The 24,338-nt window shown below is 65.1% G+C and carries 25 protein-coding genes; 18 read left to right on the plus strand and 7 right to left on the minus strand.

The window, feature by feature from the left end; genetic code table 11:
- Positions 1-343: 343 nt before the first annotated feature.
- Positions 344-1,318, plus strand: a complete 975-nt coding sequence (locus ACZ5TO_RS07345) for a GlxA family transcriptional regulator (protein ID WP_184141851.1) — start codon at positions 344-346, stop codon at positions 1,316-1,318.
- A gap of 47 nt (positions 1,319-1,365) precedes the next feature.
- Here the strand turns inward: ACZ5TO_RS07345 and ACZ5TO_RS07350 are convergent, their stop codons facing one another.
- From ACZ5TO_RS07350 to ACZ5TO_RS07365, 4 genes are all read right to left on the minus strand, one after another.
- Entirely contained in the window at positions 1,366-2,142 is a 777-nt protein-coding gene (locus tag ACZ5TO_RS07350; RefSeq protein WP_464800046.1) for an amino acid ABC transporter ATP-binding protein, read from the minus strand.
- Between the two features lie 16 nt (positions 2,143-2,158).
- A complete protein-coding gene (locus ACZ5TO_RS07355; protein ID WP_464800047.1) occupies positions 2,159-3,310 on the minus strand; it encodes an amino acid ABC transporter permease in 1,152 nt (383 codons plus the stop codon).
- Between the two features lies 1 nt (position 3,311).
- The gene (locus ACZ5TO_RS07360) at positions 3,312-4,520 is read right to left on the minus strand and encodes an amino acid ABC transporter permease (protein ID WP_464800048.1); all 1,209 of its coding nucleotides are present in this window, start codon (positions 4,518-4,520) and stop codon (positions 3,312-3,314) included.
- A 94-nt stretch (positions 4,521-4,614) separates the two neighbouring features.
- Positions 4,615-5,643, minus strand: a complete 1,029-nt coding sequence (locus tag ACZ5TO_RS07365) for an amino acid ABC transporter substrate-binding protein (RefSeq protein WP_464800049.1) — start codon at positions 5,641-5,643, stop codon at positions 4,615-4,617.
- 368 nt (positions 5,644-6,011) lie between these two features.
- Here ACZ5TO_RS07365 and ACZ5TO_RS07370 point away from each other — a divergent pair, with 368 nt between their 5' ends.
- Entirely contained in the window at positions 6,012-7,202 is a 1,191-nt protein-coding gene (locus tag ACZ5TO_RS07370) for a cystathionine beta-lyase (protein ID WP_464800050.1), read from the plus strand.
- A 164-nt stretch (positions 7,203-7,366) separates the two neighbouring features.
- Here the strand turns inward: ACZ5TO_RS07370 and ACZ5TO_RS07375 are convergent, their stop codons facing one another.
- Together ACZ5TO_RS07375 and ACZ5TO_RS07380 are read right to left on the minus strand one after the other, a co-directional pair.
- Positions 7,367-8,527 (minus strand): FAD-dependent monooxygenase, encoded by a 1,161-nt coding sequence (locus ACZ5TO_RS07375; protein ID WP_464800051.1) that lies wholly within the window; start codon positions 8,525-8,527, stop codon positions 7,367-7,369.
- 21 nt (positions 8,528-8,548) lie between these two features.
- A complete protein-coding gene (locus ACZ5TO_RS07380) occupies positions 8,549-8,797 on the minus strand; it encodes a zinc-finger domain-containing protein (protein WP_184141838.1) in 249 nt (82 codons plus the stop codon).
- 169 nt (positions 8,798-8,966) lie between these two features.
- Here ACZ5TO_RS07380 and ACZ5TO_RS07385 point away from each other — a divergent pair, with 169 nt between their 5' ends.
- The 3 genes from ACZ5TO_RS07385 (at position 8,967) to ACZ5TO_RS07395 (ending at position 10,961) form a co-directional block, all read left to right on the plus strand.
- Positions 8,967-9,752 (plus strand): alpha/beta fold hydrolase, encoded by a 786-nt coding sequence (locus tag ACZ5TO_RS07385; RefSeq protein ID WP_184141836.1) that lies wholly within the window; start codon positions 8,967-8,969, stop codon positions 9,750-9,752.
- Between the two features lie 77 nt (positions 9,753-9,829).
- On the plus strand, positions 9,830-10,663 hold the full coding sequence (gene cysE, locus ACZ5TO_RS07390) for a serine O-acetyltransferase (protein WP_184141834.1): 834 nt from the start codon (positions 9,830-9,832) through the stop codon (positions 10,661-10,663).
- A gap of 94 nt (positions 10,664-10,757) precedes the next feature.
- A complete protein-coding gene (locus tag ACZ5TO_RS07395; protein WP_184141832.1) occupies positions 10,758-10,961 on the plus strand; it encodes a DUF3126 family protein in 204 nt (67 codons plus the stop codon).
- 101 nt (positions 10,962-11,062) lie between these two features.
- Here ACZ5TO_RS07395 and ACZ5TO_RS07400 read toward each other — a convergent pair whose 3' ends face one another.
- Positions 11,063-12,277 (minus strand): NADP-dependent isocitrate dehydrogenase, encoded by a 1,215-nt coding sequence (locus tag ACZ5TO_RS07400; RefSeq protein WP_464800052.1) that lies wholly within the window; start codon positions 12,275-12,277, stop codon positions 11,063-11,065.
- A gap of 216 nt (positions 12,278-12,493) precedes the next feature.
- Between ACZ5TO_RS07400 and ACZ5TO_RS07405 the strand changes: the two genes are divergently transcribed.
- The 13 genes from ACZ5TO_RS07405 (at position 12,494) to clpA (ending at position 24,184) form a co-directional block, all read left to right on the plus strand.
- Positions 12,494-13,081, plus strand: a complete 588-nt coding sequence (locus tag ACZ5TO_RS07405; RefSeq protein ID WP_184141828.1) for a hypothetical protein — start codon at positions 12,494-12,496, stop codon at positions 13,079-13,081.
- Between the two features lie 66 nt (positions 13,082-13,147).
- Positions 13,148-13,981: an RNA methyltransferase gene (locus ACZ5TO_RS07410; protein WP_184141826.1), complete on the plus strand. Its 834-nt coding sequence runs from the start codon at positions 13,148-13,150 to the stop codon at positions 13,979-13,981.
- Entirely contained in the window at positions 13,968-14,759 is a 792-nt protein-coding gene (gene murI, locus ACZ5TO_RS07415) for a glutamate racemase (RefSeq protein WP_464800053.1), read from the plus strand. Before ACZ5TO_RS07410 ends, murI begins: the two co-directional genes overlap by 14 nt.
- 38 nt (positions 14,760-14,797) lie before the next feature.
- Positions 14,798-15,076: a type II toxin-antitoxin system RelE/ParE family toxin gene (locus ACZ5TO_RS07420; RefSeq protein WP_464800054.1), complete on the plus strand. Its 279-nt coding sequence runs from the start codon at positions 14,798-14,800 to the stop codon at positions 15,074-15,076.
- 12 nt (positions 15,077-15,088) lie between these two features.
- Positions 15,089-15,376, plus strand: coding sequence for a HigA family addiction module antitoxin (locus tag ACZ5TO_RS07425; protein ID WP_464800055.1), 288 nt, complete (start codon positions 15,089-15,091; stop codon positions 15,374-15,376).
- Positions 15,377-15,495: 119 nt separating this feature from the next.
- Complete coding sequence (locus tag ACZ5TO_RS07430; protein ID WP_464800056.1) at positions 15,496-17,007, plus strand: helicase HerA domain-containing protein; 1,512 nt, start codon at positions 15,496-15,498, stop codon at positions 17,005-17,007.
- A 222-nt stretch (positions 17,008-17,229) separates the two neighbouring features.
- A complete protein-coding gene (rpsD, locus tag ACZ5TO_RS07435; protein WP_119258341.1) occupies positions 17,230-17,847 on the plus strand; it encodes a 30S ribosomal protein S4 in 618 nt (205 codons plus the stop codon).
- A gap of 73 nt (positions 17,848-17,920) precedes the next feature.
- Positions 17,921-18,850 (plus strand): glutaminase, encoded by a 930-nt coding sequence (locus ACZ5TO_RS07440; protein WP_464800057.1) that lies wholly within the window; start codon positions 17,921-17,923, stop codon positions 18,848-18,850.
- A 31-nt stretch (positions 18,851-18,881) separates the two neighbouring features.
- Positions 18,882-19,742, plus strand: coding sequence for a tRNA 2-thiocytidine(32) synthetase TtcA (ttcA, locus tag ACZ5TO_RS07445; protein WP_184141818.1), 861 nt, complete (start codon positions 18,882-18,884; stop codon positions 19,740-19,742).
- Positions 19,739-20,560 (plus strand): inositol monophosphatase family protein, encoded by an 822-nt coding sequence (locus ACZ5TO_RS07450; protein WP_464800058.1) that lies wholly within the window; start codon positions 19,739-19,741, stop codon positions 20,558-20,560. Before ttcA ends, ACZ5TO_RS07450 begins: the two co-directional genes overlap by 4 nt.
- 144 nt (positions 20,561-20,704) lie before the next feature.
- Complete coding sequence (locus ACZ5TO_RS07455; RefSeq protein WP_184141814.1) at positions 20,705-21,058, plus strand: phasin family protein; 354 nt, start codon at positions 20,705-20,707, stop codon at positions 21,056-21,058.
- 261 nt (positions 21,059-21,319) lie between these two features.
- A complete protein-coding gene (clpS, locus tag ACZ5TO_RS07460) occupies positions 21,320-21,670 on the plus strand; it encodes an ATP-dependent Clp protease adapter ClpS (protein WP_306034890.1) in 351 nt (116 codons plus the stop codon).
- A gap of 9 nt (positions 21,671-21,679) precedes the next feature.
- Positions 21,680-24,184 (plus strand): ATP-dependent Clp protease ATP-binding subunit ClpA, encoded by a 2,505-nt coding sequence (gene clpA, locus ACZ5TO_RS07465; protein WP_184141811.1) that lies wholly within the window; start codon positions 21,680-21,682, stop codon positions 24,182-24,184.
- Positions 24,185-24,338: the final 154 nt, after the last annotated feature.

Raw genomic sequence — 24,338 nt, forward strand, 5'->3', positions numbered from 1 at the left:
GGTGAACGCGAGTGCGGCGGAGAGGATGCCTGTGGCAAGGCCGGTCTTGAGCTTCGACATGGGAGAACCTTTCTGCTTGTTTTGCAAGGAAACGCAAAAACGCGTATCCGGTTCCCGTCTGGCGGGAAAACGCATGGTTTTCCTGGCGGAACGGCGAAAAAAACGGGCCGGTCCGCCTTTCGGCTCGCCAGCCCGTTCCGGCAAAATGCGGATCAGGGTCGTTCGGGGTACAGGGGGTTCTCACCTTGATCGGGCTGCATCTCCAGATCACCTGTAGGGCCGATCATGCCCGATTGCGGTTTTGTCGATTGACATAAGGCGCATCTTTTTTGACAATTTCCACATGAGCGAAGAAGAGCCGCGGCAAAGGCCGCTCGACGTCACCATCGTGCTTCTGCCGGAATCGTCGATCATGTCGCTCGCCTCCGTGCTCGATCCCATGCGCGCGGCCAACCGCGTCGTGCCGGAGCCGGTCTTCCGCTGGAAGATCCTCTCGCCGCAGGGCCGGCCGGTGCTACTGACCTGCGGGGTGGAGATCCGCGTGGACGGCGCCTTCGCGGACGTCACGAGCGGCGATGCGCTGCTTCTCATCGCCGGCTTCAACCAGGATCGCCATGCCGACCGCGCCTTCGTTGCCCGGCTCAAGAAGGTGGCGCGCCGGTTCGGCATCGTCGCCGGCATCGAATCGGGCTGCTGGCTGCTGGCGCGCTCCGGCCTTCTCGACGGGCGCGACGCGACGGCGCACTGGGAGGAGCTGGAGGATTTCGCGGCCGCCTTTCCCGCGCTCAACGTGCGTGCCGACCGCTTCGTCACCGACGGGCCGCTCTGGACCTCGGGCGGCGCCTCGCCGACCTTCGACATGATGCTGCATCTGGTGCGCGCGCGCTTCGGCTCGGCGGTGGCGCTCGATGTGGCGAGCGTCTTCGTCTATGACGAGACCCATGCGGCGACGGATGCGCAGCCGCTCGTCTCGCTGGGCCGGCTCGGCGAGCGCGAGCCGGAGCTTGCCGCCGCCATCCGCCTGATGGAGCGCACCATAGACCGGCCCCTGACGGTCGCCGCGCTCGCCCGTCGCCTCGGCTTTTCCACGCGCAAGCTCGAAACGCTCTTTGCGAGCGGCCTCGGCATCGGGCCGGGCGCCTATTACCTGCGGCTCAGGCTGACGGCGGCGCAGCGGCTCGTGCGCGACACCTCGCTCTCCATCCAGGACGTGGCGCTGCGCAGCGGCTTCGACAGCCTCTCCGCCTTCTCCCGCGCCTTCCGCAACCATTTTGGCGCCAGCCCGCTGAAGCTGCGGGCGGAGCTGCGCGGAAAATGAAAAAGGCGGGCTCGTCGCCCGCCTTTTACGTCGTGCCGCCGGTCCGCTCAGTGCAGGATCTGGCTGAGGAAGAGCTTGGTGCGCTCGTGCTGCGGATTGTCGAAGAATTCGGCGGGCGAGTTCTGCTCGACGATCTGGCCCTGGTCCATGAAGATCACGCGGTTGGCGACCTGCCGGGCAAAGCCCATTTCGTGCGTCACGCACAGCATGGTCATGCCTTCCTCGGCGAGCGAGACCATGGTGTCGAGCACTTCTTTCACCATTTCCGGGTCGAGCGCGGAGGTCGGCTCGTCGAAGAGCATGATCTTCGGCTTCATGCAGAGCGAGCGGGCGATCGCCACGCGCTGCTGCTGGCCGCCGGAGAGCTGGCCGGGATACTTGTTCGCCTGCTCGGGGATCTTGACGCGCGTGAGATAGTGCATCGCGATCTCCTCGGCGTCCTTCTTCGGCATCTTGCGCACCCAGATCGGGGCGAGGGTGCAGTTCTCCAGGATCGTCAGGTGCGGGAAGAGGTTGAAGTGCTGGAACACCATGCCGACCTCGCGGCGCACCTCGTCGATCTTCTTCAGGTCGTTCGTCAGCTCGATGCCGTCGACGACGATCTGGCCCTTCTGGTGCTCTTCGAGGCGGTTGATGCAGCGGATCATCGTCGACTTGCCGGAGCCCGACGGGCCGGCGATGACGATGCGCTCGCCCTTCATGACCTTGAGGTTGATGTCGCGCAGTACATGGAAATCGCCGTACCACTTGTTCATGTTGACGATCTCGACGGCGACGTCCGTCGCGGAGACCGCCATCTGCGGCGCCTGGGCTTGGTTGGCCATTCTTGTTTCCTCTCAGTTATCTCTTGTGGCTCGTGTCGAGCCGGCGTTCCACGAAGGCCGAATAGCGCGACATGCCGAAGCAGAAAATCCAGAACACGAAGCCGGCGAAGATCAGGCCCGTCAGCGGCGTGACCGGCGTGATCCAGCCCGAATCCCCAAAACTCGCCTTCACGATGCCGAGCAGGTCGTACATCGAGATGATCGTGACGAGGGACGTATCCTTGAACATGCCGATGAAGGTGTTCACGATGCCGGGGATCACGAGTTTGATGGCCTGCGGAAGCACGATGAAGGTCATTTTGTGGAAGTAGTTTAGACCAAGGGCATCGGCCGCTTCATATTGTCCTTTCGGAATGGCTTGAAGACCGCCGCGAATAACCTCCGCCATATAGGCGGACGCGAAGATCGACACGCCGATGAGCGCGCGCAGGAACTTGTCGATGTTGTTGCCGGGCGTCAGGAACAGCGGCAGCAGCACGCTCGCCATGAAAAGGACGGTGATCAGCGGCACGCCGCGGATCAGTTCGATGAAGAAGATGCTGGCCGTCTTCATGATCGGCATGCTCGATCGCCTGCCGAGCGCCAGCAGGATGCCGGCCGGCAGCGAGACCACGATGCCGACGAAGGAGATGATGAGCGTCACCATCAGGCCGCCCCACAGTGACGTCTCCACATGCCGGAGGCCGAAGCCGCCGATGAGCAGGAAGAAGGAGACGATGGGGAAGACGACGAGGAGCAGGAGGGCGTTGAGGCCCTTGCGCGGCACCTTCGGGATCAGGAGCGGCACGAGCAGCGCCACGAACATGGCGGCGACCAGCAGCGGCCGCCACAGTTCGTCGCGCGGGTAGGAGCCGAACATGAACTGCACGAAGCGGTCGTTCACATAGGCCCAGCAGGCCCCGTTCCAGCCGCTTTCGAGTTGTCCGCCCTGGTCCACGGTGAGGCAGGCCGTGCGGTCGGCCCCCGTCCATACCGCCGAGATGAACAGCCAGTTGACGGCCTTCGGCACGTAGTAGACCAGCGCCGCCACGGCAAGGATCGTCAGGACGGCGTCCTTCCACGAGGCGAAGAGATTGTTGCGGATCCAGGCGAATGCCGAGGAGTTGGCCGCCGGCGGCTTTTCCGCCTCGAGGAAGTGATCGCGAATATAGCTGATGTTTTCCGTCATCTCAGCGCTCCACCAGGGCCATCTTGGCATTGAACCAGTTCATGAACAGCGACGTGATGAGGCTGATCGACACGTAGATGACCATCCAGATCGCGATGATCTCGATGGACTTGCCGGACTGGTTGAGGATGGTGCCGCCGACCGCGACGAGGTCGGCATAACCGACGGCCACCGCGAGCGAGGAGTTCTTGATGAGGTTGAGATATTGCGAGGTGAGCGGCGGGATGATGATCCGGAGCGCCTGCGGCAGCACGACGAGGCGCGTCGCCTGGCCGGGGCGAAGCCCCAGCGCATAGGAGGCTTCCGACTGTCCCTTGGACACGCCCCGGATGCCGGCGCGCACGATCTCGGCGATGAACGAGGCCGTATAGAGCGAAAGCGCAAGATAGAGCGCCAGGAACTCCGGCCCGATCACCATGCCGCCCTTCATGTTGAACGAGCCCGGCACCGGATAATCCAGGGTGAGGGGCGCGCCCACCACGACGAAGACGATGAGCGGGAAGAGGACGATCAGGCCGAGATTGACCCACAGCACCGGCGGGCGCTTGCCCGTTGCGCGCTGGCGGGCGTTCGCCCAGATCGTGAAGGCGATCGCCGCGACGACGCCGAGCGCGAAGGCCGCAAGGACGATGCCGAAGTTCTCCCCGAAGACCGGTGCGGGCATGTAGATGCCGCGGTTGGAGATGAAGAAGGCCGCATCCGGGTTCTCCTTCACATGCTGGAAGATCGTGCGGATCGACGGCAGCAGCGCGAGGACCCCGAGATACCAGAAGAAGATGACGAGCAGCGGCGGGATGTTGCGGAAGATTTCCACATAGACCGTGCACAGCTTGGCGATCAGCCAGTTGTGCGACAGGCGGCCGATGCCGACGAGGAGGCCGACGATCGTCGCCGTCACGACGCCGGCGGCGGCGATGACGAGCGTGTTGATCAGGCCGACCTGCAAGGCCCGGAAATAGGTCGAATCGCTGGAATAGGCGATGAGACTCTGGGCGACGTCGAAACCGGCGCGACTGTTGAGGAACCCGAAGCCCGCCGTCATGTTGGCGCGGGCGAGGTTCTGGACGACGTTGTGCCACGCGTACGAGACGGCGGCGACGATCACCACGAGCGTGACGATCTGATAGACTGCGCTTCTCAAAGCCGGATTGTAGAGAAGAGATACCTTCGGCGGTTCGCCGGACCCTGTTCGGGCATCCGCAAGAGCCATGCATTTCCCCTGACGTGTTCTCGCCCTGTTTGCCGGGCGTTCTTTGTAAAGGGGAGGGTGGCGGGCCACCCTCCCGGAGCGATCAGGCCGTCGCTTAGCGGATCGGCGGGGCGTACTGCAGGCCGCCCTTCGTCCACAGCGCGTTGAGGCCGCGGGCGATCTTCAGCGGCGAGCCTTCACCGACGTTGCGCTCGAAGGATTCGCCATAGTTGCCGACTGCCTTGATGATCTGCACGGCCCAGTCCTTCGGCAGGCCGAGGTCGGCGCCGATGGTCGAATCGGCTTCTTCGCCGAGGAAGCGCTTGATGTCCGGGTTGTCGGACTTCTTCTTTTCCTCGACGTTCGCCTGGGTGATGCCGAATTCCTCGGCGGCCACCATGGCGTAGTGCGACCAGGAAACGACGTCGAACCACTTCGAATCGTTCTGGCGGACGGCCGGGCCGAGCGGCTCCTTGGAGATGATCTCCGGCAGGACCATGTGGTCGTCCGGATTGGCCATCTTCAGGCGGATCGAATAGAGGCCCGAGGCGTCGGTCGTGTAGGCGTCGCAGCGGCCGGCATTGTAGGCGGCATCCGCTTCGTCCTGCGCTTCGAAGACCACCGGCTTGAAGTCCATGTTGTTGGCACGGAAGTAGTCGGCGAGGTTCAGTTCCGTCGTCGTGCCGGACTGCACGCAGATGGAGGCGCCGGACAGTTCGAGCGCCGACTTCACGCCGAGCTCCTTCTTCACCATGAAGCCCTGGCCGTCATAGTAGTTCACGGCGCGGAAATCGAAGCCGAGCTGCGAATCGCGGCTGATGCTCCAGGTGGTGTTGCGGGCGAGAATGTCGATTTCGCCGGACTGCAGGGCCGGGAAGCGGTCCTTGGCCGACAGCGGCGTGTACTTCACCTTGGTGGCGTCGCCGAAGACTGCGGCCGCCACGGCCTTGCAGAGGTCGACGTCGAGGCCGGACCAGTTGCCGGCCGAGTCCTGCGCGCCGAAACCGGCGAGGTTGGAGCCGTTCACGCCGCACTGGACGAAGCCCTTCGCCTTCACGTCGGAAAGCGTGTCAGCCTGTGCCGCCGTTGCGCCAAGCCACAGTACGGCAGCGCCGACCAGCGCCGTCACGATTTTTTTTGCCATCTTTTCACAACCTTTTTCTGTTGTCTTTGTTTTGTCCGTCGGCCCCGCTTCCCTACGGGCACACCCACGGAACTCGCCACCCTCCCGGCGCGAGGTTGCTTATCTCATGCTCAAAATGACGCAGGGTCAAGACACTGTGGCCATTTTCCGGCGACTGCCCCGAATTTGTCGGAATTTGCCGGACCGGGGCCGTGGAAAAGCCGGGGCTCCCACGGCAGGCGTGTCGGAAAAATCCGATAATTAACGTTTGAAGCGCTTTGGATGGCCTCTCATCCTTTCGTATGGGGGTTGACCTGCCGGGCCGCGTGGCGAAAAGTCGGCGGGCGGAAAACCTCCTGAAATCCCCTCACATTCCTCGGACAGGCCCCATGAAGAACAGAGACGAAATCCTCGCCGGCGCCGGCGTGAACACCCGCCTTGCCCATGCCGGAAACGATCCGGCGGACTATTTCGGCTTCGTCAATCCGCCCGTCGTCCACGCCTCGACGGTCCTGTTCCCCAATGCCGCGACGATGGAGAACCGTGCCCAGAAATACACCTACGGCACGCGCGGCACGCCGACGACGGATGCGCTGTGTGCGGCCATTGACGAGCTGGAGGGCTCCGCCGGCACGATCCTCGTTCCCTCGGGCCTTGCCGCCGTCACCGTGCCGTTCCTCGCCTTCCTTTCGGCCGGCGACCATGCGCTCATCGTCGATTCGGTCTATCATCCCACCCGCCATTTCTGCGACACGATGCTGAAGCGGCTCGGCGTTTCCGTCGATTACTACGACCCGGCCGCCGGCGCGGGCATCGAGGCGCTGATCAAGCCGAACACGCGGCTCGTCCATACCGAGGCGCCAGGCTCCAACACCTTCGAAATGCAGGACATTCCGGCAATCGCCGCCGTCGCTCACAGGCATGGCGCGGTCGTCACCATGGACAATACCTGGGCGACGCCGCTCTATTTCCGCCCGCTCGATTTCGGCGTCGACGTCTCCATCCATGCGGCGACGAAGTATCCGGCCGGCCATTCGGACATCCTCTTCGGCACGGTCTCGGCCAATGCGGCCAACTGGGAGCGCCTGCACGACACGCAGATCACGCTCGGCACCTGCGCCTCGCCGGACGATGCCTACCAGGTGCTGCGCGGCCTTCGCACCATGGGCGTGCGGCTGGAGCGCCATCAGGAAAGCACGCTGGAGCTGGCGCGCTGGCTGGAGGGTGTCGACGATGTCGCGCGCGTCCTGCATCCCGCGCTGCCGAGCTTCCCCGGCCATGACCTGTGGAAGCGCGACTTCAAGGGCGCGAGCGGCATCTTCTCCATCGTCCTCGACGGCGGTGCGCCGGAGCGCCACAAGGCCAAGGCGCATGCCTTCCTCGATGCCCTCGGCATCTTCGGCCTCGGCTACTCCTGGGGCGGCTTCGAGTGCCTTGCCGTGCACGTCAACCTCTCCGACCGCCGCGTCGCCAAGGTGCCGCACGAGGGCCCGGTGCTCCGGCTCCAGATCGGTCTGGAGGACGTGAAGGACATCAAGGCCGATATCGAGCGCGGCCTTGCGGCTGCACGGGCGGTCTGAGGCAGGGATTGGCCCCTCATCCGCCTGCCGGCACCTTCTCCCCGCAAGCGAGGCGAAGGGACATCGCGGCAATGCCTTGCCTTCGGATCGTGGGAAACCGTGGCGGCATAAGCCTTCGCCCCGCTTGCGGGGAGAAGGTCGCGGCAGCGGGATGAGGGGTTTTCTCAATCCGGCGTACGGTAGCCGTAGAGCCAGTCGAGGTCGCCGGCGAGGCTTTCCGGCCGGCGGAGCGACAGCACGAGGTTGCGGCCGAGCGCGAGCGGGCCGCGGGCATGGTAGGCGAAGCGGTTGAAGGCGCCGCGGCTGCGCACCTTCGCGACGCGTTCGCGGCGGTCCGCCTCGAAGCGGCGGAGGGTTTGCGCAAGGTCTTCGCCCGTCGCGAGCCGTTGTGCCAGAAGCGCCGCATCCTCGATCGCCATCGCCGCGCCCTGCGCCGCGAAGGGCGTCATGGCATGGGCGGCATCGCCGATCAGCACCGTCTTGCGCCCGTCCGTCCAGGCCCCGTCCGGGCACTCGAAGAGCGGCCAGACCAGCGGGTCGCGCGCCTCTGCCAGAAGCTGCCGCAGGCCCGCATGCCAGCCGGCGAAGGCGGCGGTGCGTTCGAGATGGGCGGCCGTGTCGCCCCGCCGCAGCCAGCCGGATGCCGGCGCCTCGGCCTGCGCATGGATGGCGACGATGTTGAAGGCCTCGATCTCGGCGAGCGGATAGGCGACGAGATGGGCCTTCGGGCCGAGGAAGGCCGTCACCGTGCGTGGATTGAGGAAGGCCGGCGCCTTGCCGTAGGGCACCAGGAAGCGCCAGGCGACATTGCCGGAATAGCGGGCGGGAAGGGCGCCGGGCATCGCGCGGCGAAGAGGCGACCAGACGCCGTCCGCGCCGATCAGCACGTCGGCGGGGTTCTCGGTGAGGGCGTCCTCGGCGGTTTCGATGCGCCGGCCGGTCGTCAGCGTGCAGAGCGGCTCGCGGCGCACGGCATCGAGCAGCACCCTTTGAAGGGAGGCCCGGTGGAGGACGCCATAGGGCGAACCCCAGCGGCCGCGTGCCGCCGCGCCGGCCGGAACCGAGGCGAGGGGGGCGAGCGTGCCGCCCGAGGACAGGAGGATATGGTCCGGCTCGCTCCAGCGGGCGGCGAGCGCATCGAGCAGGCCGAGACCGGCAAGGATGCGCGTGGCATTGGGGGAGACTTGCAGGCCGGCGCCGACTTCCTCGAGCGCCGGCGCCTCTTCCAGAAGGTGGACCGAAATTCCCTTGCGGGCGAGCGAAAGCGCCGCGGTCATACCGGCAATGCCGGCGCCGACGATGGTTGCGGATCTAACGGGGGACATGATCGTGCGGCCTTCCGGCCGTCACGCCGCGACCTGGTTGGTGAAGATGCAGCCCGCCGGTTCCGTCTGGCTGGCCTTCAGCTTCGGATTGTAGCGGTAGAGGGTCGAGCAGTAGGAGCAGACCTTCTCGTTGTCGTCGCCCATGTCGATGAAGATGTGCGGGTGGTCGAAGGGCACGGATGCGCCGACGCACATGAATTCCTTCACGCCGATCTCGATTACGCGGTGGCCGCCGTCGTTCTGGAAATGGGGAATGCTGTGCCCGGCCATGTCATGCTCCGTGGGAAATGCGTCGTCTTCGGCGCGGACCATAATCGCCTTGCGATGAAATGTGTAGATGCAAAACCGCGCAGATGCAGGAGATTTCCGCCGCTGCGACGTTTTCTCCGTGGCCAAACGGCGCTATGAGCGGGGACCGAAAACGAAAGACGGCCCCGCGATGAACCTCGATCCCCCGCCCTTTTCCCGCTTCACCCATAACGGCCTGGAGCTTGCCTTTTTCGACGAGGGCGATCCGTCGGGCGATCCGGTGCTGCTGATCCACGGCTTTGCCTCCAGCGCCAGCGTCAACTGGGTGTTTCCCGGCTGGCTGAAGACGCTGGGCGATGCCGGCTACCGCGTCATCGCCATCGACAACCGCGGCCATGGCGCAAGCGACAAGCCGCACGATCCCGCGCTCTACACCTGCCCGCAGATGGCCGATGACGCCGCCGCTCTGCTCGATCACCTGGCCATCCCCGAGGCGCATGTCTTCGGCTATTCGATGGGCGCGCGCATCACCGCCTTCATGGCGCTCGGCCATCCGCACCGGGTGCGCTCCGTCGTCTTCGGCGGCCTCGGCATCGGCATGGTGGACGGCGTCGGCGACTGGGACCCCATCGCCGAGGCGCTGCTTGCGCCGTCGCTCGACGACGTGACGCATCCGCGCGGGCGCATGTTCCGCGCCTTCGCCGACCAGACGAAATCCGACCGCGAGGCCCTTGCCGCCTGCATCATGACCTCGCGGGACCTCCTGACGCCGGAGGAGGTGGGGCGCATCGACGTGCCCGCGCTCATCGCCGTCGGCACGAAGGACGATATCGCGGGCGCCCCCCAGCCGCTCGCCGACCTGATGCCGGACGCCCGCGCGCTCGACATTCCCGGCCGCGACCATATGCTCGCCGTCGGCGACAAGGTGTTCAAGCGCGCCGTGCTGGAGTTCTACGCCGAAATCGGCGGCCGCTGACCTTCGATCGCCCGGCCATTTCGCTCGGGCGCCGTTTGCTCTATATTGGGCGGGAATGACGAGTAGGGAGTGCGGCGATGGTCGCGACGAATGAACTGCGGGCCGGCGACAAGCTGAAGGCGATGGACCCCATCTGGGACAGCCTGCGCGAGGAAGCGCGCCGCGCCGCCGAGGCCGAGCCGCTGCTGGCGGCCTTCCTCTATTCCACGGTGCTGAACCAGCGCTCGCTCGAAGAGAGCGTGATCCACCGCGTCTGCGAGCGCCTCGACCATCCGGACCTGCAGGCCAACCTCCTCTACCAGATCTTCGACGAGATGCTGGACGACTGGCCGGAATGGGGCAACATCCTGCGCGTCGACATCCAGGCCGTCTACGACCGCGACCCCGCGTGCCTGCGCTTCCTCGACGCCGTGCTCTATTTCAAGGGCTTCCACGCGATCCAGACGCACCGCCTGGCGCACTGGCTCTACGACAAGGGCCGGCGCGACCTTGCGCTCTACCTGCAGAGCCGTTCCTCCAGCGTCTTCCAGACCGACATCAACCCGGCCGCGCGCATCGGCAAGGGCTTCTTCCTCGACCACGCGACCGGCCTCGTCGTCGGCGAGACGGCCGAGATCGGCGACAATGTCTCGATCCTCCACAACGTCACGCTCGGCGGCACCGGCAAGGAGGGTGGCGACCGCCATCCGAAGATCGGCGACGGCGTGATGATCGGCGCGGGCGCGAAAATCCTCGGCAACATCCATATCGGCCATTGCTCGCGCATCGCCGCGGGCTCGGTCGTTCTCAAGGCCGTGCCGCCGAAATCGACGGTCGCCGGCGTTCCGGCAAGGGTCGTGGGCGAGGCGGGCTGCAACGAGCCCTCGCGCGCCATGGACCAGCTTCTGGCCGCTTTCGATTACGATCTGTGATCGGGAAAAGTCGCGTTTCTTCGGAAAACGAGGGTTTACACGCCCCGGAGCAGGTGCGAGAAGCGCGGCAACCCAACCGTTACGGAGACATATCGTGAAGCCCGAAGAAATCAGGAAGCTCGAGGCCTACTTCAAACGCAATCTCAACAAGGAGATTGTCATCAAGGCCCGTCCGCGCAAGGACGAATCGGCCGAGGTCTATCTGGCGGACGAGTTCCTGGGCGTCATCTTCCGCGACGACGAGGACGGCGAGCTCTCCTACAACTTCTCCATGGCGATCCTCGACATCGACCTCTGAGAAGCGGCATGCCCTGAAAGAAAAAGGCCGGAGCATCAAGGATGCTCCGGCCCTTTCGTTTTGCAGGCCCGGCGGCGAGGCCGGGCCCGTCATGGTTCGTCTCAGGCGGCCATCGCCTTCTTGAGGTTCTCGTCGATCTTGTCGAGGAAGCCGGTCGTGGAGAGCCACGGCTGGTCGGGACCGATGAGGAGCGCGAGGTCCTTGGTCATGAAGCCCGATTCGACGGTATCGACGCAGACGCGTTCCAGCGTCTCGGCGAAGCGTGCGAGCTCGGCGTTGTTGTCGAGCTTGGCGCGGTGGGCAAGGCCGCGCGTCCAGGCGAAGATCGAGGCGATGGAGTTGGTCGAGGTCTCTTCGCCCTTCTGGTGCTGGCGGTAGTGGCGCGTCACCGTGCCGTGCGCAGCTTCCGCTTCCACCGTCTTGCCGTCCGGCGTCATCAGCACCGAGGTCATGAGGCCGAGCGAACCGAAGCCCTGGGCGACGATGTCGGACTGCACGTCGCCGTCGTAGTTCTTGCAGGCCCAGACATAGCCGCCGGACCACTTCAGCGCCGAGGCGACCATGTCGTCGATCAGGCGGTGTTCGTAGGTCAGCTTCTCGGCCTTGAACTTGTCGGCGAATTCCTCGTCGAACACCTTCTGGAAGATGTCCTTGAAGCGGCCGTCATAGGCCTTCAGGATGGTGTTCTTGGTGGAGAGGTAGACCGGCACCTTGCGCTGCAGGCCGTAGTTGAACGAGGCGCGGGCGAATTCGGTGATCGATTCGTCGAGGTTGTACATGGCCATGGCGACGCCGGCGCCCGGCGCGTCGTAGACCTCGTGCTCGATCGTCTGGCCGTCGTCGCCGACGAACTTGATCGACAGCTTGCCCTTGCCAGGGAACTTGAAGTCGGTGGCGCGATACTGGTCGCCGAAGGCGTGGCGGCCGACGATGATCGGCTTCGTCCAGCCCGGAACGAGGCGCGGCACGTTCTTGCAGATGATCGGCTCGCGGAAGATGACGCCGCCGAGGATGTTGCGGATCGTGCCGTTCGGCGACTTCCACATCTTCTTCAGCTTGAATTCCTCGACGCGGGCTTCGTCCGGCGTGATGGTGGCGCACTTGACACCGACGCCGTGCTTCTTGATGGCATTGGCCGCGTCGATCGTCACCTGGTCGTTGGTGGCGTCGCGGTTTTCCATGCCGAGGTCGTAGTATTCGAGGTCGACATCCAGGTAGGGATGGATCAGTTTGTCCTTGATGAGCTGCCAGATGATGCGCGTCATCTCGTCGCCGTCGAGTTCGACGACAGGATTGGCGACCTTGATCTTTGCCATGGAGAGCCTCGTATTTTGTAGGGGCTGGGCGCCCCGTAGCGTGGACTTGAAAGAACCGCTTGGCCCTATAGCACTCACCGCGGGGAAGGCAAAGGCGACCTTGGAATGAGGCGGTTTATTTTCGCCGGAGAGCGGAATAAGTTTCGCCAAGATTCCGTTCCAGGAATGTCCGTCCGCAGGTCCGTCCGGGCCTGCCGCCACCCTATGGAGAATATGATGCCGCGTATCGGTCTCGTTGCGCTTGCCCTCTTGCTTCCGCTTTCCGCCGAGGCCGCCGATTTCAAGGCGCCGGTTTCCGAGCTGATGGCCGCCGCCGCCACGAACTGGCAGGACCTCGGCACCGACACCAATGCCGATCCCGAAACGCCGCCGCCCTATGTGGACTATTTCTCCGAGGACTTCCTCAAGCGCCTCTACAGCAAGGATTTCGTCGCGAAATACCGCGAGGCCGCGAAGTATCCGGCCTATGAGGACAGCACTTCTCCCTTCGACTACGACCCGATCATCGGCGGGCAGGACGGCTGCGCGCTGAAGGATGTGGCGATCACCGAGGGCCAGCCGGCAAACGGCGCGGAGGACGTGACCGTGACCTTCGACAACAGCTATTGCTTCGGCGACCGCACGGCGGACTGGCAGCCGGAGAAGCTGGTCTTCAAGCTCATCGAGGAAGACGGCCATGCGGTCGTCGACGACATCGAGCGCACCAGCTTCGACGACGGCGCCTCTTTGAAGAAGGAGCTGGAGGAAATCGCGCAGGAAGGCGCAAACGGCGGGGGCGGGACGGCGAGCGAGACGCCGGACTGAGCGGCGATGCTTTTCATTTCCGGCCGATTGTGCCACTGAGGCCCGAACTTTCTAGGGAATTTGGGCATGGCAGGCACGAACAGCGAGCGCACGCTGATCGCCGAAGGACCGGCGATCATCCTCGTTCATCCGCAACTGGGCGAGAACATCGGCATGGTGGCGCGCGCCATGGCGAATTTCGGGCTGGCGGAACTGCGCCTCGTCAATCCGCGCGACGGCTGGCCGAGCGAGAAGGCGATCTCCGCCGCCAGCAAGGCCGATCACGTCATCGAGGCGGCGAAGGTCTATTCCTCGCTGGAAGCGGCGATCGCCGATCTCGAATTCGTCTATGCGACGACGGCGCGCGACCGCTACGGCTACAAGGAGGTCCGCTCGCCGGTCGTCGCGTCCGACGATCTGCGTGCGCGCTTCAGGGCGGGGGAGAAGACCGGCATCCTCTTCGGGCGCGAGCGCACGGGCCTCACCAACGAGGAGATCGCCCTTGCCGACGAGCTGGTGACCTTCCCCGTCAACCCCGCCTTCGCTTCGCTGAACCTCGCCCAGGCCGTGCTCCTCATGAGCTATGAATGGATGAAGAGCGGCCTTGCCTCCGTCGAGGACACGCCGTTCGACGCCCTGCCGCAGCGCCCGGCCAGGAAGGAGGAGCTGCAGGGCCTCTTCGATCATGTGGAAGAGACGCTCGATGCGCGCGGTTATTTCCGGCCCGCCGAAAAAAAGCCCAAACTGGTGGAGAACCTGCGCGCCATCCTGACGCGTCCTTCCTTCACCGGCACGGAGATACAGGTCTTGCGCGGTATCGTTTCCTGCCTCGATCGCTTCACGCGCGAATCGCCGCGCGGCGCGACCAATCCCAACCGCACCCGCAACCGCCGGCCCAAGGTGCCCCGTGACAGCCAGTAGCGCGAAACCCGTCCTCGTCTTCGACAGCGGCATCGGCGGCCTCACCGTGCTGCGCGAGGCGCGCGTGCTGATGCCCGAGCGGCACTTCACCTATGTCGCGGACGATGCCGGCTTTCCCTATGGCGGCTGGGAGGAGCCGGCGCTGAAGGCGCATATCGTCGACCTTTTCGGCCGGTTGCTGAACGAGCACGAGCCGGAAGTCTGCGTCATCGCCTGCAACACGGCCTTCACGCTGGTGGGCGCGGACCTTCGCGCCGCCTTTCCGCACATGCCCTTCGTCGGCACGGTGCCGGCCATCAAGCCCGCCGCCGAGCGCACCCGCTCCGGCCTCGTCTCGGTGCTCGCCACCCCCGGCACGGTCAAGCGCGCCTATACGCGCGACCTCATCCAGTCTTTCGCCAGCCGCTGCGACGTGCGCCTCGTCGGCTCGGAAAACCTTGCCCGCATGGCCGAGGCCTATATCCGCGGCGAGGCGCTTTCCAGCGACGACGTCCGCGCCGAGATCATCCCCTGCTTCATCGACGAGATGGGCCGCAAGACGGACATCGTCGTCCTCGCCTGCACGCATTATCCCTTCATGGCGAACCTCTTCCGCAAGCTCGCCCCCTGGCCGGTCGACTGGCTCGATCCCGCCGAAGCCATCGCCCGCCAGGCCCGACGCCTCGTCCCCCCGCTCGATACCGTCGCCCCCGGCGAGGATATCGCCGTCTTCACCTCCGCAACCCCCGACTTCGCCACCCGCCGCCTGATGCAGGGTTTCGGATTGCGGGTCGTCTGACGGCTTGTATCGCGTATCGATACGCGATACATTGCGGCATGATCGTCAGCTTCCGGCACAAGGGTCTGGAACTCCTTTACAGGACGGATTCCGTGAAGGGCGTCCAGGCGCTGCATGCCGCCAAGCTGCGGCGGATCCTCGGTTTGCTCGACGTGGCGAACGGGCCGGCCGACGTCAATCTCCCCGGCCTGAAGTTCCATTCCCTCAAGGGGGACATGAAGGGGCATTGGTCGGTCTGGGTGAACGGCAACTGGCGGGTGACGTTCCGCTTCGTCGGGGCGGACGTCGAACTGGTCGACTATCAGGATTATCATTGAAGGATCATGGCGATGATGAAGGCTCCCCCGCATCCGGGCGAATTGCTCCGTGAGGACGTGCTCCAGCCGCTCGGCCTGTCGGTGACGGATGCGGCCGGCCGCCTCGGCATGTCGCGCGTTGCCTTGTCCCGGGTGCTGAACGGGCGCGCTGCGATCAGTCCCGACCTTGCGTTGCGGCTGGAGCGGGCAGGCGTCAGCACGGCGCGCGCATGGCTTGCCATGCAGGCCAATTTCGACCTGGCCGAGGCGATGCAGCGCGACCAGCCCGCGATCCAGCCGCTCGACGACAAGGCGGCGTGAGCGAGAACCTTGTGGGTTTTTCCAAAGCCGGGCGTGACGGGCGCTGATTTCGTGCTAGGGCTTGCCGGTTGCCCGGTGGCGGCCGGGCGAATCGGAATTTTGCAGGAACGAGGAACGGGATGAAGGTCGGCATCGACATGGGAACGGTGCAGGGCGGCGCACCGGCCAGGCTCGATATCGAGGAACTGCTGGCGACGCGCCTGCTGGTGCAGGGCAATTCGGGCTCGGGCAAGTCGCATCTTCTCAGGCGCCTGCTCGAACAGTCCGCACAATGGGTTCAGCAGGTCATCATCGACCCGGAAGGCGATTTCGTTACGCTGTCCGACCGCTTCGGCCATGTCGTGGTCGACGGCGAGCGGACGGAAGCCGAGCTCGTCGGTATCGCCACCCGGATCCGCCAGCATCGGGTCTCCTGCGTGCTTTCGCTGGAGGGCCTGGAGGCCGACGAGCAGATGCGCGCGGCCGGTATCTTTTTGAATGCGCTCTTCGATGCGGATCGCGACTATTGGTATCCGGTGCTCGTCGTCGTCGACGAGGCGCAGCTTTTCGCGCCCGCCGCCGGCGGCGAGGTGTCGGAAGAGGCGCGAAAACTCTCGCTCGGGGCGATGACCAACCTGATGTGCCGCGGGCGCAAGCGCGGCCTTGCCGGCGTCATCGCCACGCAGCGCCTCGCCAAGCTCGCCAAGAACGTCGCGGCGGAAGCCTCCAACTTCCTGATGGGCCGCACCTTCCTCGACATCGACATGGCGCGCGCCGCCGACCTTCTCGGCCTCGACCGGCGGCAGGCGGAAATGTTCCGCGACCTGCCGCGCGGCTCCTTCGTCGCGCTCGGCCCGGCGCTGTCGCGCCGCCCGCTGCCGGTGACGATCGGCGCCGTCGAGACCTCCGCCCGCTCCACCAGCCCCAAGCTGATGCCGCTGCCGGACGCCCCGCAGGACGTGGAGGACCTGATCTTCACGCCCGACCCGGACGAATTCGCGCGCCCGCCCGTCCGCCGCGCGCCGCCCGCGCCGCGCCCGACGACCGACATCCTCGCCGAGCTCTCCCGCGCCCGGCCGGAGCCCGTGCAGCCCGAGGCGAGGGCGCCTGCGCCGGAAATCTCCGCCGAGGAGCGCGAAAGCCTGCTCGACCAGGCGCTTGCCGAGATCCTTGCCAATCCCGACGCGGCCTTCCGCGCCGATGCGGAGCTGTTCCAGGATTTCCTCGTGCGCTGCCGCATCCGCCGCGTTCCCGGCGCGCCGCTGTCGCTTCCCGCCTTCCGCCGCAAGATGGCGGTCGCCCGCTCCGGCGTCGATCCCGAGACCGCGGCAACGGAGATATGGGCGAGGGCGCTCGATCTTTCGCGCAGCGTCACGGAGGATCTGCAGGGCGTCTTCCTGCTCGTCGCGCAGGCGGCGGTGCGCGGCCTTGCCTGCCCCTCCGATGCACGGATCGCGCGGGCCTACGGCACGCATTCGGCCCGCCGCGCGCGGCGCCTGCTCGGCTATTTCGAGGAGCAGGGGCTGGTCGTCATCCACAGCGACCTTGCCGGCCACCGCATCGTCGCCTTCCCGGATCTCGCCTGCGAGACGCTGCCGGGCGACGCCAACGGGCCGGACCTTGCCGATTCCCACCGCGATGCGGCGGAATAGGCGGAATTTCCGGGTTCTGCTCGTTGACAATCCGGTGAAAGCCCCCTAATGACCCCGCCAGCGCCGGGCAGAAATGTCCGGTGTTTCATTTGACATGTCCCGTGGATTCTCCGGTCGCGATCGTGAGAAGCCTGTCGGAACCCAAAAGGTTCAGAGGAGGGCGTGTTTCCTTAGAGCCGGCCCGGCAACGGGCAGGCCATAACAAGACCAAGAGGAAATGCGATGAGCAAGCGCGCTGCATCCAAGTACAAAATCGACCGCCGTATGGGCGAAAACATCTGGGGCCGTCCGAAGTCCCCGGTCAACCGCCGCGAATACGGCCCGGGCCAGCACGGCCAGCGCCGCAAGTCCAAGCTGTCGGACTTCGGCGTTCAGCTCCGCGCCAAGCAGAAGCTGAAGGGCTACTACGGCGATATCCGCGAGAAGCAGTTCCGCGCGATCTTCGCCGAAGCCGAACGCCGCAAGGGCGACACCCCGGAAAACCTGATCGGCCTGCTCGAATCGCGCCTCGACGCGATCGTCTACCGCGCCAAGTTCGTTCCGACGGTCTTCGCTGCCCGTCAGTTCGTCAACCATGGCCACGTCAAGGTCAACGGCGTCCGCGTCAACATCGGTTCCTACCGCTGCAAGCCGGGCGACGTCATCGAGGTCAAGGAAAAGTCCAAGCAGCTCGTCACGGTTCTCGAATCGGTCGGCCTGGCTGAACGCGACGTTCCGGACTACATCGAAGCCGACCACAACAAGATGACCGCGACCTTCGTTCGCGTTCCGGTTCTCTCCGACGTGCCCTACGCCGTCGTCATGGAACCGCACCTGGTCGTCGAATTCTACTCGCGTTAATTCGCGGGCGACACCTTGCGCAATCGGGAAAAGCCGCCAAGAGATTGGCGGCTTTTTCTTTGGGGGAAATCGCATGACGGACCTGCAGGCGATCGTCGATGAAATCCACGCGAGCCTTTCGCCGCGGCGGGGCGAGGGGCGCTTGGCCGACTACATTCCGCAGCTTGCCCATGTGGACCCGCAGAAATTCGGCATTGCGGTGGTGACGACCGATGGGGCGGCCTTCCTTGCGGGCGATGCGGAGGAAGCCTTCTCCATCCAGAGCATCTCCAAGGTCTTCACTCTGACGCTGGCGCTCGGCAAGCACGGCGAGGGGATCTGGAAGCGCGTCGGGCGGGAGCCATCAGGTTCGGCCTTCAACTCCATCGTCCAGCTCGAATACGAGGGCGGCATTCCGCGCAACCCCTTCATCAACGCCGGGGCCATCGCCATCACCGACCTGGTGCTCGCCGGCCATACGCCGAAGGAGGCCATCGGCGAGGTCGTGCGGTTCCTGCGCTATCTTGCCGACGAGGAGGACATCATCGTCGACCAGGCGGTGGCGCGCTCGGAGCAGGCGACGGGCTTCCGCAACGTCGCGCTCGCCAATTTCATGCGCTCCTACGGCAAGCTGGACCATGCCGCCGAACTGGTGCTCGGCGTCTATTTCCATCAATGCGCGCTGGCGATGAGCTGCCGCCAGCTCGCAAGGGCCGGGCTCTTCCTCGCCGACAGCGGCACCAATCCGCTGACCGGCCACCGCGTCGTCTCGCATCTTCGCGCGCGGCGCATCAATGCGCTGATGCTGACCTGCGGCCATTACGACGGCTCGGGCGATTTCGCCTACCGCGTCGGCTTGCCGGGCAAGAGCGGCGTCGGCGGCGGCATTCTCGCCGTTGCGCCCGGAAAGGCCTCCATCGCCGTCTGGTCGCCGGGGCTCAACGAGAACGGCAATTCGCTCCTCGGCGCGCTCGCGCTGGAAATGCTGACGGCGCGCACCGGCTGGTCGGTCTTCGGGGCTTGATTGTGCGGCCCGTTCGGGGCATTGCAGGCCCATGACCCTCGCTTTTGCCGAAACCGAAGACGACATGCCGGAGGGCGGCCGCCATCCGCTTTTCGCCGATGCCCCCTCCAGCGTCTCCTTCAACAAGCTGCGCAAGCGCCTGCTGCGGCAGGTGCGGCAGGCGATGGACGACTTTGCCATGCTGAAGGGCCAGAAGCGCTGGCTCGTCGGCCTTTCCGGCGGCAAGGACAGCTACGGCCTGCTCGCGCTGCTGATGGACCTCCAGTGGCGCGGCCTGCTGCCCGTCGAGCTCGTCGCCTGCAACCTCGACCAGGGCCAGCCGAATTTTCCCAAGCACATCCTGCCGGATTACCTGAAATCCATCGGCGTTACGCATCGCATCGAGTATCGCGACACCTATTCCATCGTGAAGGAGAAGGTGCCGACGGGGGGCACCTATTGCTCGCTCTGCTCGCGCCTGCGACGCGGCAATCTCTACCGCATCGCGCGCGAGGAGGGCTGCGATGCGCTGGTGCTCGGCCACCATCGCGAAGACATCCTCGAAACCTTCTTCATGAACTTCTTCCACGGCGGGCGGCTCGCCGCCATGCCGCCGAAGCTCCTCAACGACGAAGGCGACCTCATGGTGCTGCGCCCGCTCGCCTATGCGGCGGAGGACGACCTTGCGAAATTCGCCGCCGCCATGCACTTCCCGATCATCCCCTGCGACCTCTGCGGCTCGCAGGACGGGCTCCAGCGCAACGCGATGAAGGCGATGCTGGCGGATATCGAAACGCGCATGCCGGGCCGCAAGGACGCCATGCTGCGGGCGCTCGGCCACACCAATCCGTCCCACCTGCTGGACCCCACGCTGTTCGATTTCTCCTCCCTCGAAACGGTAAGACAAGAATGACGACGATCGACATCAACGCGCTCGCCCTCGTGCTCGCACAGGCGGCCGAGGCCGAAATCCGCCCGCGCTTCCGCGCGCTCGGCAAGGGCGACATCCGCACCAAGGCGGACGCCAACGACCTGGTGACGGAAGCCGACGAGGCCGCCGAGCGCTTCATCAAGCGCGAAGTCGCGGCCCAGTTTCCGGGTGTGCTCTTCGTCGGCGAGGAATCCGTCGCGGCCGACCCGGCGCTGCTGCCGAAGCTTGCCGATGCGGACCTTGCCATCGTCGTCGACCCGATCGACGGCACGTTCAACTTCGCCTCCGGCGTGCCGCTCTTCGGCGTCATGGCGGCCATCGTCTCCGGCGGCGAGACGGTCGGCGGCATCATCTACGATCCGATGGGCGACGATTTCGTGATGGCCGAGAAGGGCGGCGGCGCCTGGCAGACCGGCGACCACCGCCCGGCCGTGAAGCTGAAGGTGCGCGGCCCCGCGCCGCTGGAAGACATGACCGGCATGGCCTCCACCGGCTTCCTCGAGCGCGGCCGCCGCGCCCGCGTGCTGCAGAACCTCGCCAAGGTCGCCTTCGTCGCCAACTACCGCTGCGCGGCGCACGAATACCGCAGCTTCGCCGCCGGCAACCTGCACTACCTCATGTACAACAAGCTGATGCCCTGGGATCATCTTGCCGGCACGCTGATATCGCAGGAGGCCGGTGCCTATGCCGCCCGCTTCGACGGTTCGCCCTACCGTCCGCACCATGTCGAGGGCGGCCTGCTGCTGGCGCCCGACCGGGAGAGCTGGGAACTGCTGCGCCGCGAAGTCTTCGTCGACTGACGGTCCCCATCGCCGGCAATGATCATACCTATTGCGCAAGGCCTTGCTTTGCCTGCGCAATATTGCATTGCAGCATATCCATTGACTTTTTTGTGCGCCGCATATAGATTTCGGGTCAACAACCGGGATCCAAAGGAGACTTCGATGTTCAATTTCGATGAGGCCAGCAAGAAGAACAAGGAAGCCGTGGACACGCTCGTCAAGAGCTACGCGAGCGTTGCCAAGGGCATGCAGGCGATCGCCACCGAGGCGGCCGACTATTCCAAGAAGTCCTTCGAGGACGGCCTTGCCCATTTCGAGAAGCTCTCGGGCGTGCGCAGCGTCGAAGCCGCTGTCGAAATCCAGACGGCTTTCGTGAAGTCGTCCTATGAAGGCTTCGTCGCCGAAGCCACCAAGCTCGGCGAAATGTATGCCGATCTCGCCAAGGGCGCCTACAAGACCTACGAAGCGCCGGTCGCCAAGGCTTCCGCCGCTGCCAAGGCCGCTGTCGCCGCCTGATCCTTCATAGTTCGCCTGCGCGTATTGCGTTCAACGGCCGGCTGCGGGCAACCGCTGCCGGCCGTTTCGCGTCGCGGGGATTGCGCGAGGCTGACGTAGCGGCAGCAAATTTCGCTATTTCCTTCGGATGGCCCGCGATTATGATTGCAGCACGAAGCGAGGGTCTTACAATCGTGTGCCGAGACATTAGATAACAGTTCCACAAGGCAGCCCCGGCCGATGCGCCAAGGCATGCGACTGTAATCAAGGGAATGAACACGAATGGATGTGAGACGGGTTCGGATGCAGGATGGCGATGAGGGCGGCGACACTCCCGGTCGCAGCACCTCCGTCATTACCCGCACGAAGCCAAAGACCAAGAAGCCAAGCCTGTACCGCGTCCTGCTTCTCAACGACGACTATACGCCCATGGAGTTCGTGATCCATATCCTGGAACGTTTTTTCCAGAAGGATCGCGAAGCGGCCACAAGGATCATGCTTCATGTGCACAATCATGGCGTAGGCGAGTGTGGTGTGTTCACCTACGAGGTTGCCGAAACCAAAGTGACACAGGTGATGGATTTCTCCCGCCAGCACCAGCACCCGCTGCAATGTGTCATGGAAAAGAAATGAGGAACGAACGTGCCAACATTTTCTGCCAGCCTTGAAAAGGCCCTCCATCAGGCACTGACATACGCGAACGAGCGCCATCACGAATATGCAACGCTCGAACATCTCCTGCTCGCGCTGATCGACGACGGCGATGCGGCCGCCGTGATGGGCGCCTGCAACGTCAATCTCGACGTCCTGCGCAAGACCGTCACCGACTATGTCGACCATGACCTCGCCAATCTCGTGACGGGCTACGAGGAAGATTCCAAGCCGACCTCCGGCTTCCAGCGCGTCATCCAGCGCGCGGTGATCCATGTCCAGTCGTCCGGCCGCGAGGAAGTGACCGGCGCCAACGTGCTCGTCGCCATCTTCGCCGAGCGCGAGAGCCATGCCGCCTATTTCCTGCAGGAGCAGGAGATGACGCGCTACGATGCCGTCAACTTCATCTCGCACGGCATCGGCAAGCGGCCGGGCGCCTCCGAGCAGCGCCCGGTGCGTGGCTCCGACGACGGCGAAAGCGAGCAGAAGCAGACCCGCGGCGCCAGCGAGCAGGAAGAGCCCGCCAAGAAGCAGGACGCCCTGACCGCCTATTGCGTCAACCTCAACGAGAAGGCCAAGAACGGCAAGATCGACCCGCTGATCGGCCGTCACGCTGAGGTCAACCGGACGATCCAGGTCCTGTGCCGCCGCTCCAAGAACAACCCGCTCTACGTGGGCGATCCCGGCGTCGGCAAGACGGCCATCGCCGAAGGCCTTGCCAAGCGCATCGTCGAGGGCAAGGTGCCGGAAGCCCTGCAGGACGCGACGATCTTCTCGCTCGACATGGGCACGCTCCTTGCCGGCACCCGCTATCGCGGCGACTTCGAGGAGCGCCTGAAGCAGGTCGTCAAGGAACTGGAAGACTATCCGGGCGCCGTGCTCTTCATCGACGAGATCCATACGGTGATCGGCGCCGGCGCCACCTCCGGCGGCGCGATGGATGCCTCCAACCTCCTGAAGCCGGCGCTCTCCTCCGGGGCGATCCGCTGCATCGGCTCGACCACCTACAAGGAATACCGCCAGTTCTTCGAGAAGGACCGGGCGCTGGTGCGCCGTTTCCAGAAGATCGACGTCAACGAGCCGACCATCGACGACACGATCGAGATCATGAAGGGCCTCAAGCCCTACTTCGAGGAGTATCACAAGCTGAAATACTCCAACGAGGCGATCAAGACCGCGGTGGAGCTTTCGGCCCGCTACATCAACGACCGCAAGCTGCCGGACAAGGCGATCGACGTGATCGACGAGACCGGCGCGGCCCAGATGCTGCTGCCGGCCGGAAAGCGCCGCAAGCTGATCACCGAGAAGGAGATCGAGGCCACCATCGCCACCATGGCCCGCATTCCGCCGAAGACGGTTTCCAAGGACGACGAGCAGGTGCTCGCCAACCTGGAGAAGGAACTGCGCTCGGTCGTCTACGGCCAGGACCTCGCCATCGAGGCGCTGGCCTCGGCGATCAAGCTCTCGCGTGCCGGCCTTCGCGAGCCGAACAAGCCGATCGGCTGCTACCTGTTCTCCGGCCCCACGGGCGTCGGCAAGACGGAAGTCGCCAAGCAGCTTGCCTCCTCGCTCGGCGTCGAGCTCCTGCGCTTCGACATGTCGGAATACATGGAGCGGCACACGGTCTCGCGCCTGCTCGGCGCGCCTCCCGGCTATGTCGGCTTCGACCAGGGCGGGCTCCTCACCGACGGCGTCGACCAGCATCCGCACTGCGTGCTGCTGCTCGACGAGATCGAGAAGGCCCATCCCGACCTCTACAACATCCTGTTGCAGGTCATGGACCACGGCTCGCTGACCGACCATAACGGCAAGAAGATCGACTTCCGCAACGTCATCCTGATCATGACGACGAACGCGGGCGCCTCCGACATGGCCAAGGCCGCCATCGGCTTCGGCTCGTCCAGGCGCGAGGGCGAGGACATGGAGGCGATCAACCGCCTGTTCACGCCGGAATTCCGCAACCGCCTCGATGCGATCATCCCGTTCGGCTCGTTGCCGACGCCGGTCATCCATCAGGTCGTGCAGAAGTTCGTCATGCAGCTGGAAACCCAGCTTGCCGAGCGCAACGTCACCTTCGACCTGCAGCCGGAGGCGATCGCCTGGCTGGCGGAAAAGGGCTACGACGAGAAGATGGGCGCCCGTCCGCTGGCGCGCGTCATCCAGGAGAACATCAAGAAGAAGCTCGCCGACGAGATCCTCTTCGGCAAGCTCAAGAAGGGCGGCGTCGTGCGCGTCTCCGTCGGCACGAAGGAAGACGGCTCGAAGGGCCTGATCCTCGACGCCGTGCCGGAAACCGCGCCGATCAGGCCGAAGGCCGAAATCGAGGAAGCCGCCGCCAAGAAGGCCAAGCCGCGCAAGGCGAAGGAAACCGTCGCCGCCGAGGCAGCCCCGCCGAAGGCGAAGTCTTCGAAGAAGGCGGAAGCCGGGACCGAGGAACCGAAGGACGAACCGGCACGCAAGTCCGGCGCCGTCCCGAAGGTGCCGCGCAAGAAATAACGGCTTTATGAAACGCATGGGCCGGGCAGGAGACTGCCCGGCCCATATTCTTGAAACACGCCGCAAACCTCTCCTCCGTCATGGTCGGGCTCGACCCGACCATCCGGGACTCATCCGCGGCGGTGGATCCTCGGCTCAAGGCCGAGGATGACGA

The sequence above is a fragment of the Shinella sp. Sh6 genome (genome assembly GCF_055392685.1).

Coding starts and splice junctions, on each gene's coding strand:
- ACZ5TO_RS07345 (WP_184141851.1), top strand. CDS start 344: ATGAGCGAAGAAGAGCCGCGGCAAAGGCCGCTCGACGTCACCATCGTG.
- ACZ5TO_RS07350 (WP_464800046.1), bottom strand. CDS start 2,142: ATGGCCAACCAAGCCCAGGCGCCGCAGATGGCGGTCTCCGCGACGGAC.
- ACZ5TO_RS07355 (WP_464800047.1), bottom strand. CDS start 3,310: ATGACGGAAAACATCAGCTATATTCGCGATCACTTCCTCGAGGCGGAA.
- ACZ5TO_RS07360 (WP_464800048.1), bottom strand. CDS start 4,520: ATGGCTCTTGCGGATGCCCGAACAGGGTCCGGCGAACCGCCGAAGGTA.
- ACZ5TO_RS07365 (WP_464800049.1), bottom strand. CDS start 5,643: ATGGCAAAAAAAATCGTGACGGCGCTGGTCGGCGCTGCCGTACTGTGG.
- ACZ5TO_RS07370 (WP_464800050.1), top strand. CDS start 6,012: ATGAAGAACAGAGACGAAATCCTCGCCGGCGCCGGCGTGAACACCCGC.
- ACZ5TO_RS07375 (WP_464800051.1), bottom strand. CDS start 8,527: ATGTCCCCCGTTAGATCCGCAACCATCGTCGGCGCCGGCATTGCCGGT.
- ACZ5TO_RS07380 (WP_184141838.1), bottom strand. CDS start 8,797: ATGGCCGGGCACAGCATTCCCCATTTCCAGAACGACGGCGGCCACCGC.
- ACZ5TO_RS07385 (WP_184141836.1), top strand. CDS start 8,967: ATGAACCTCGATCCCCCGCCCTTTTCCCGCTTCACCCATAACGGCCTG.
- cysE (WP_184141834.1), top strand. CDS start 9,830: ATGGTCGCGACGAATGAACTGCGGGCCGGCGACAAGCTGAAGGCGATG.
- ACZ5TO_RS07400 (WP_464800052.1), bottom strand. CDS start 12,277: ATGGCAAAGATCAAGGTCGCCAATCCTGTCGTCGAACTCGACGGCGAC.
- ACZ5TO_RS07405 (WP_184141828.1), top strand. CDS start 12,494: ATGCCGCGTATCGGTCTCGTTGCGCTTGCCCTCTTGCTTCCGCTTTCC.
- ACZ5TO_RS07410 (WP_184141826.1), top strand. CDS start 13,148: ATGGCAGGCACGAACAGCGAGCGCACGCTGATCGCCGAAGGACCGGCG.
- ACZ5TO_RS07420 (WP_464800054.1), top strand. CDS start 14,798: ATGATCGTCAGCTTCCGGCACAAGGGTCTGGAACTCCTTTACAGGACG.
- ACZ5TO_RS07425 (WP_464800055.1), top strand. CDS start 15,089: ATGATGAAGGCTCCCCCGCATCCGGGCGAATTGCTCCGTGAGGACGTG.
- ACZ5TO_RS07430 (WP_464800056.1), top strand. CDS start 15,496: ATGAAGGTCGGCATCGACATGGGAACGGTGCAGGGCGGCGCACCGGCC.
- rpsD (WP_119258341.1), top strand. CDS start 17,230: ATGAGCAAGCGCGCTGCATCCAAGTACAAAATCGACCGCCGTATGGGC.
- ACZ5TO_RS07440 (WP_464800057.1), top strand. CDS start 17,921: ATGACGGACCTGCAGGCGATCGTCGATGAAATCCACGCGAGCCTTTCG.
- ttcA (WP_184141818.1), top strand. CDS start 18,882: ATGACCCTCGCTTTTGCCGAAACCGAAGACGACATGCCGGAGGGCGGC.
- ACZ5TO_RS07450 (WP_464800058.1), top strand. CDS start 19,739: ATGACGACGATCGACATCAACGCGCTCGCCCTCGTGCTCGCACAGGCG.
- ACZ5TO_RS07455 (WP_184141814.1), top strand. CDS start 20,705: ATGTTCAATTTCGATGAGGCCAGCAAGAAGAACAAGGAAGCCGTGGAC.
- clpS (WP_306034890.1), top strand. CDS start 21,320: ATGGATGTGAGACGGGTTCGGATGCAGGATGGCGATGAGGGCGGCGAC.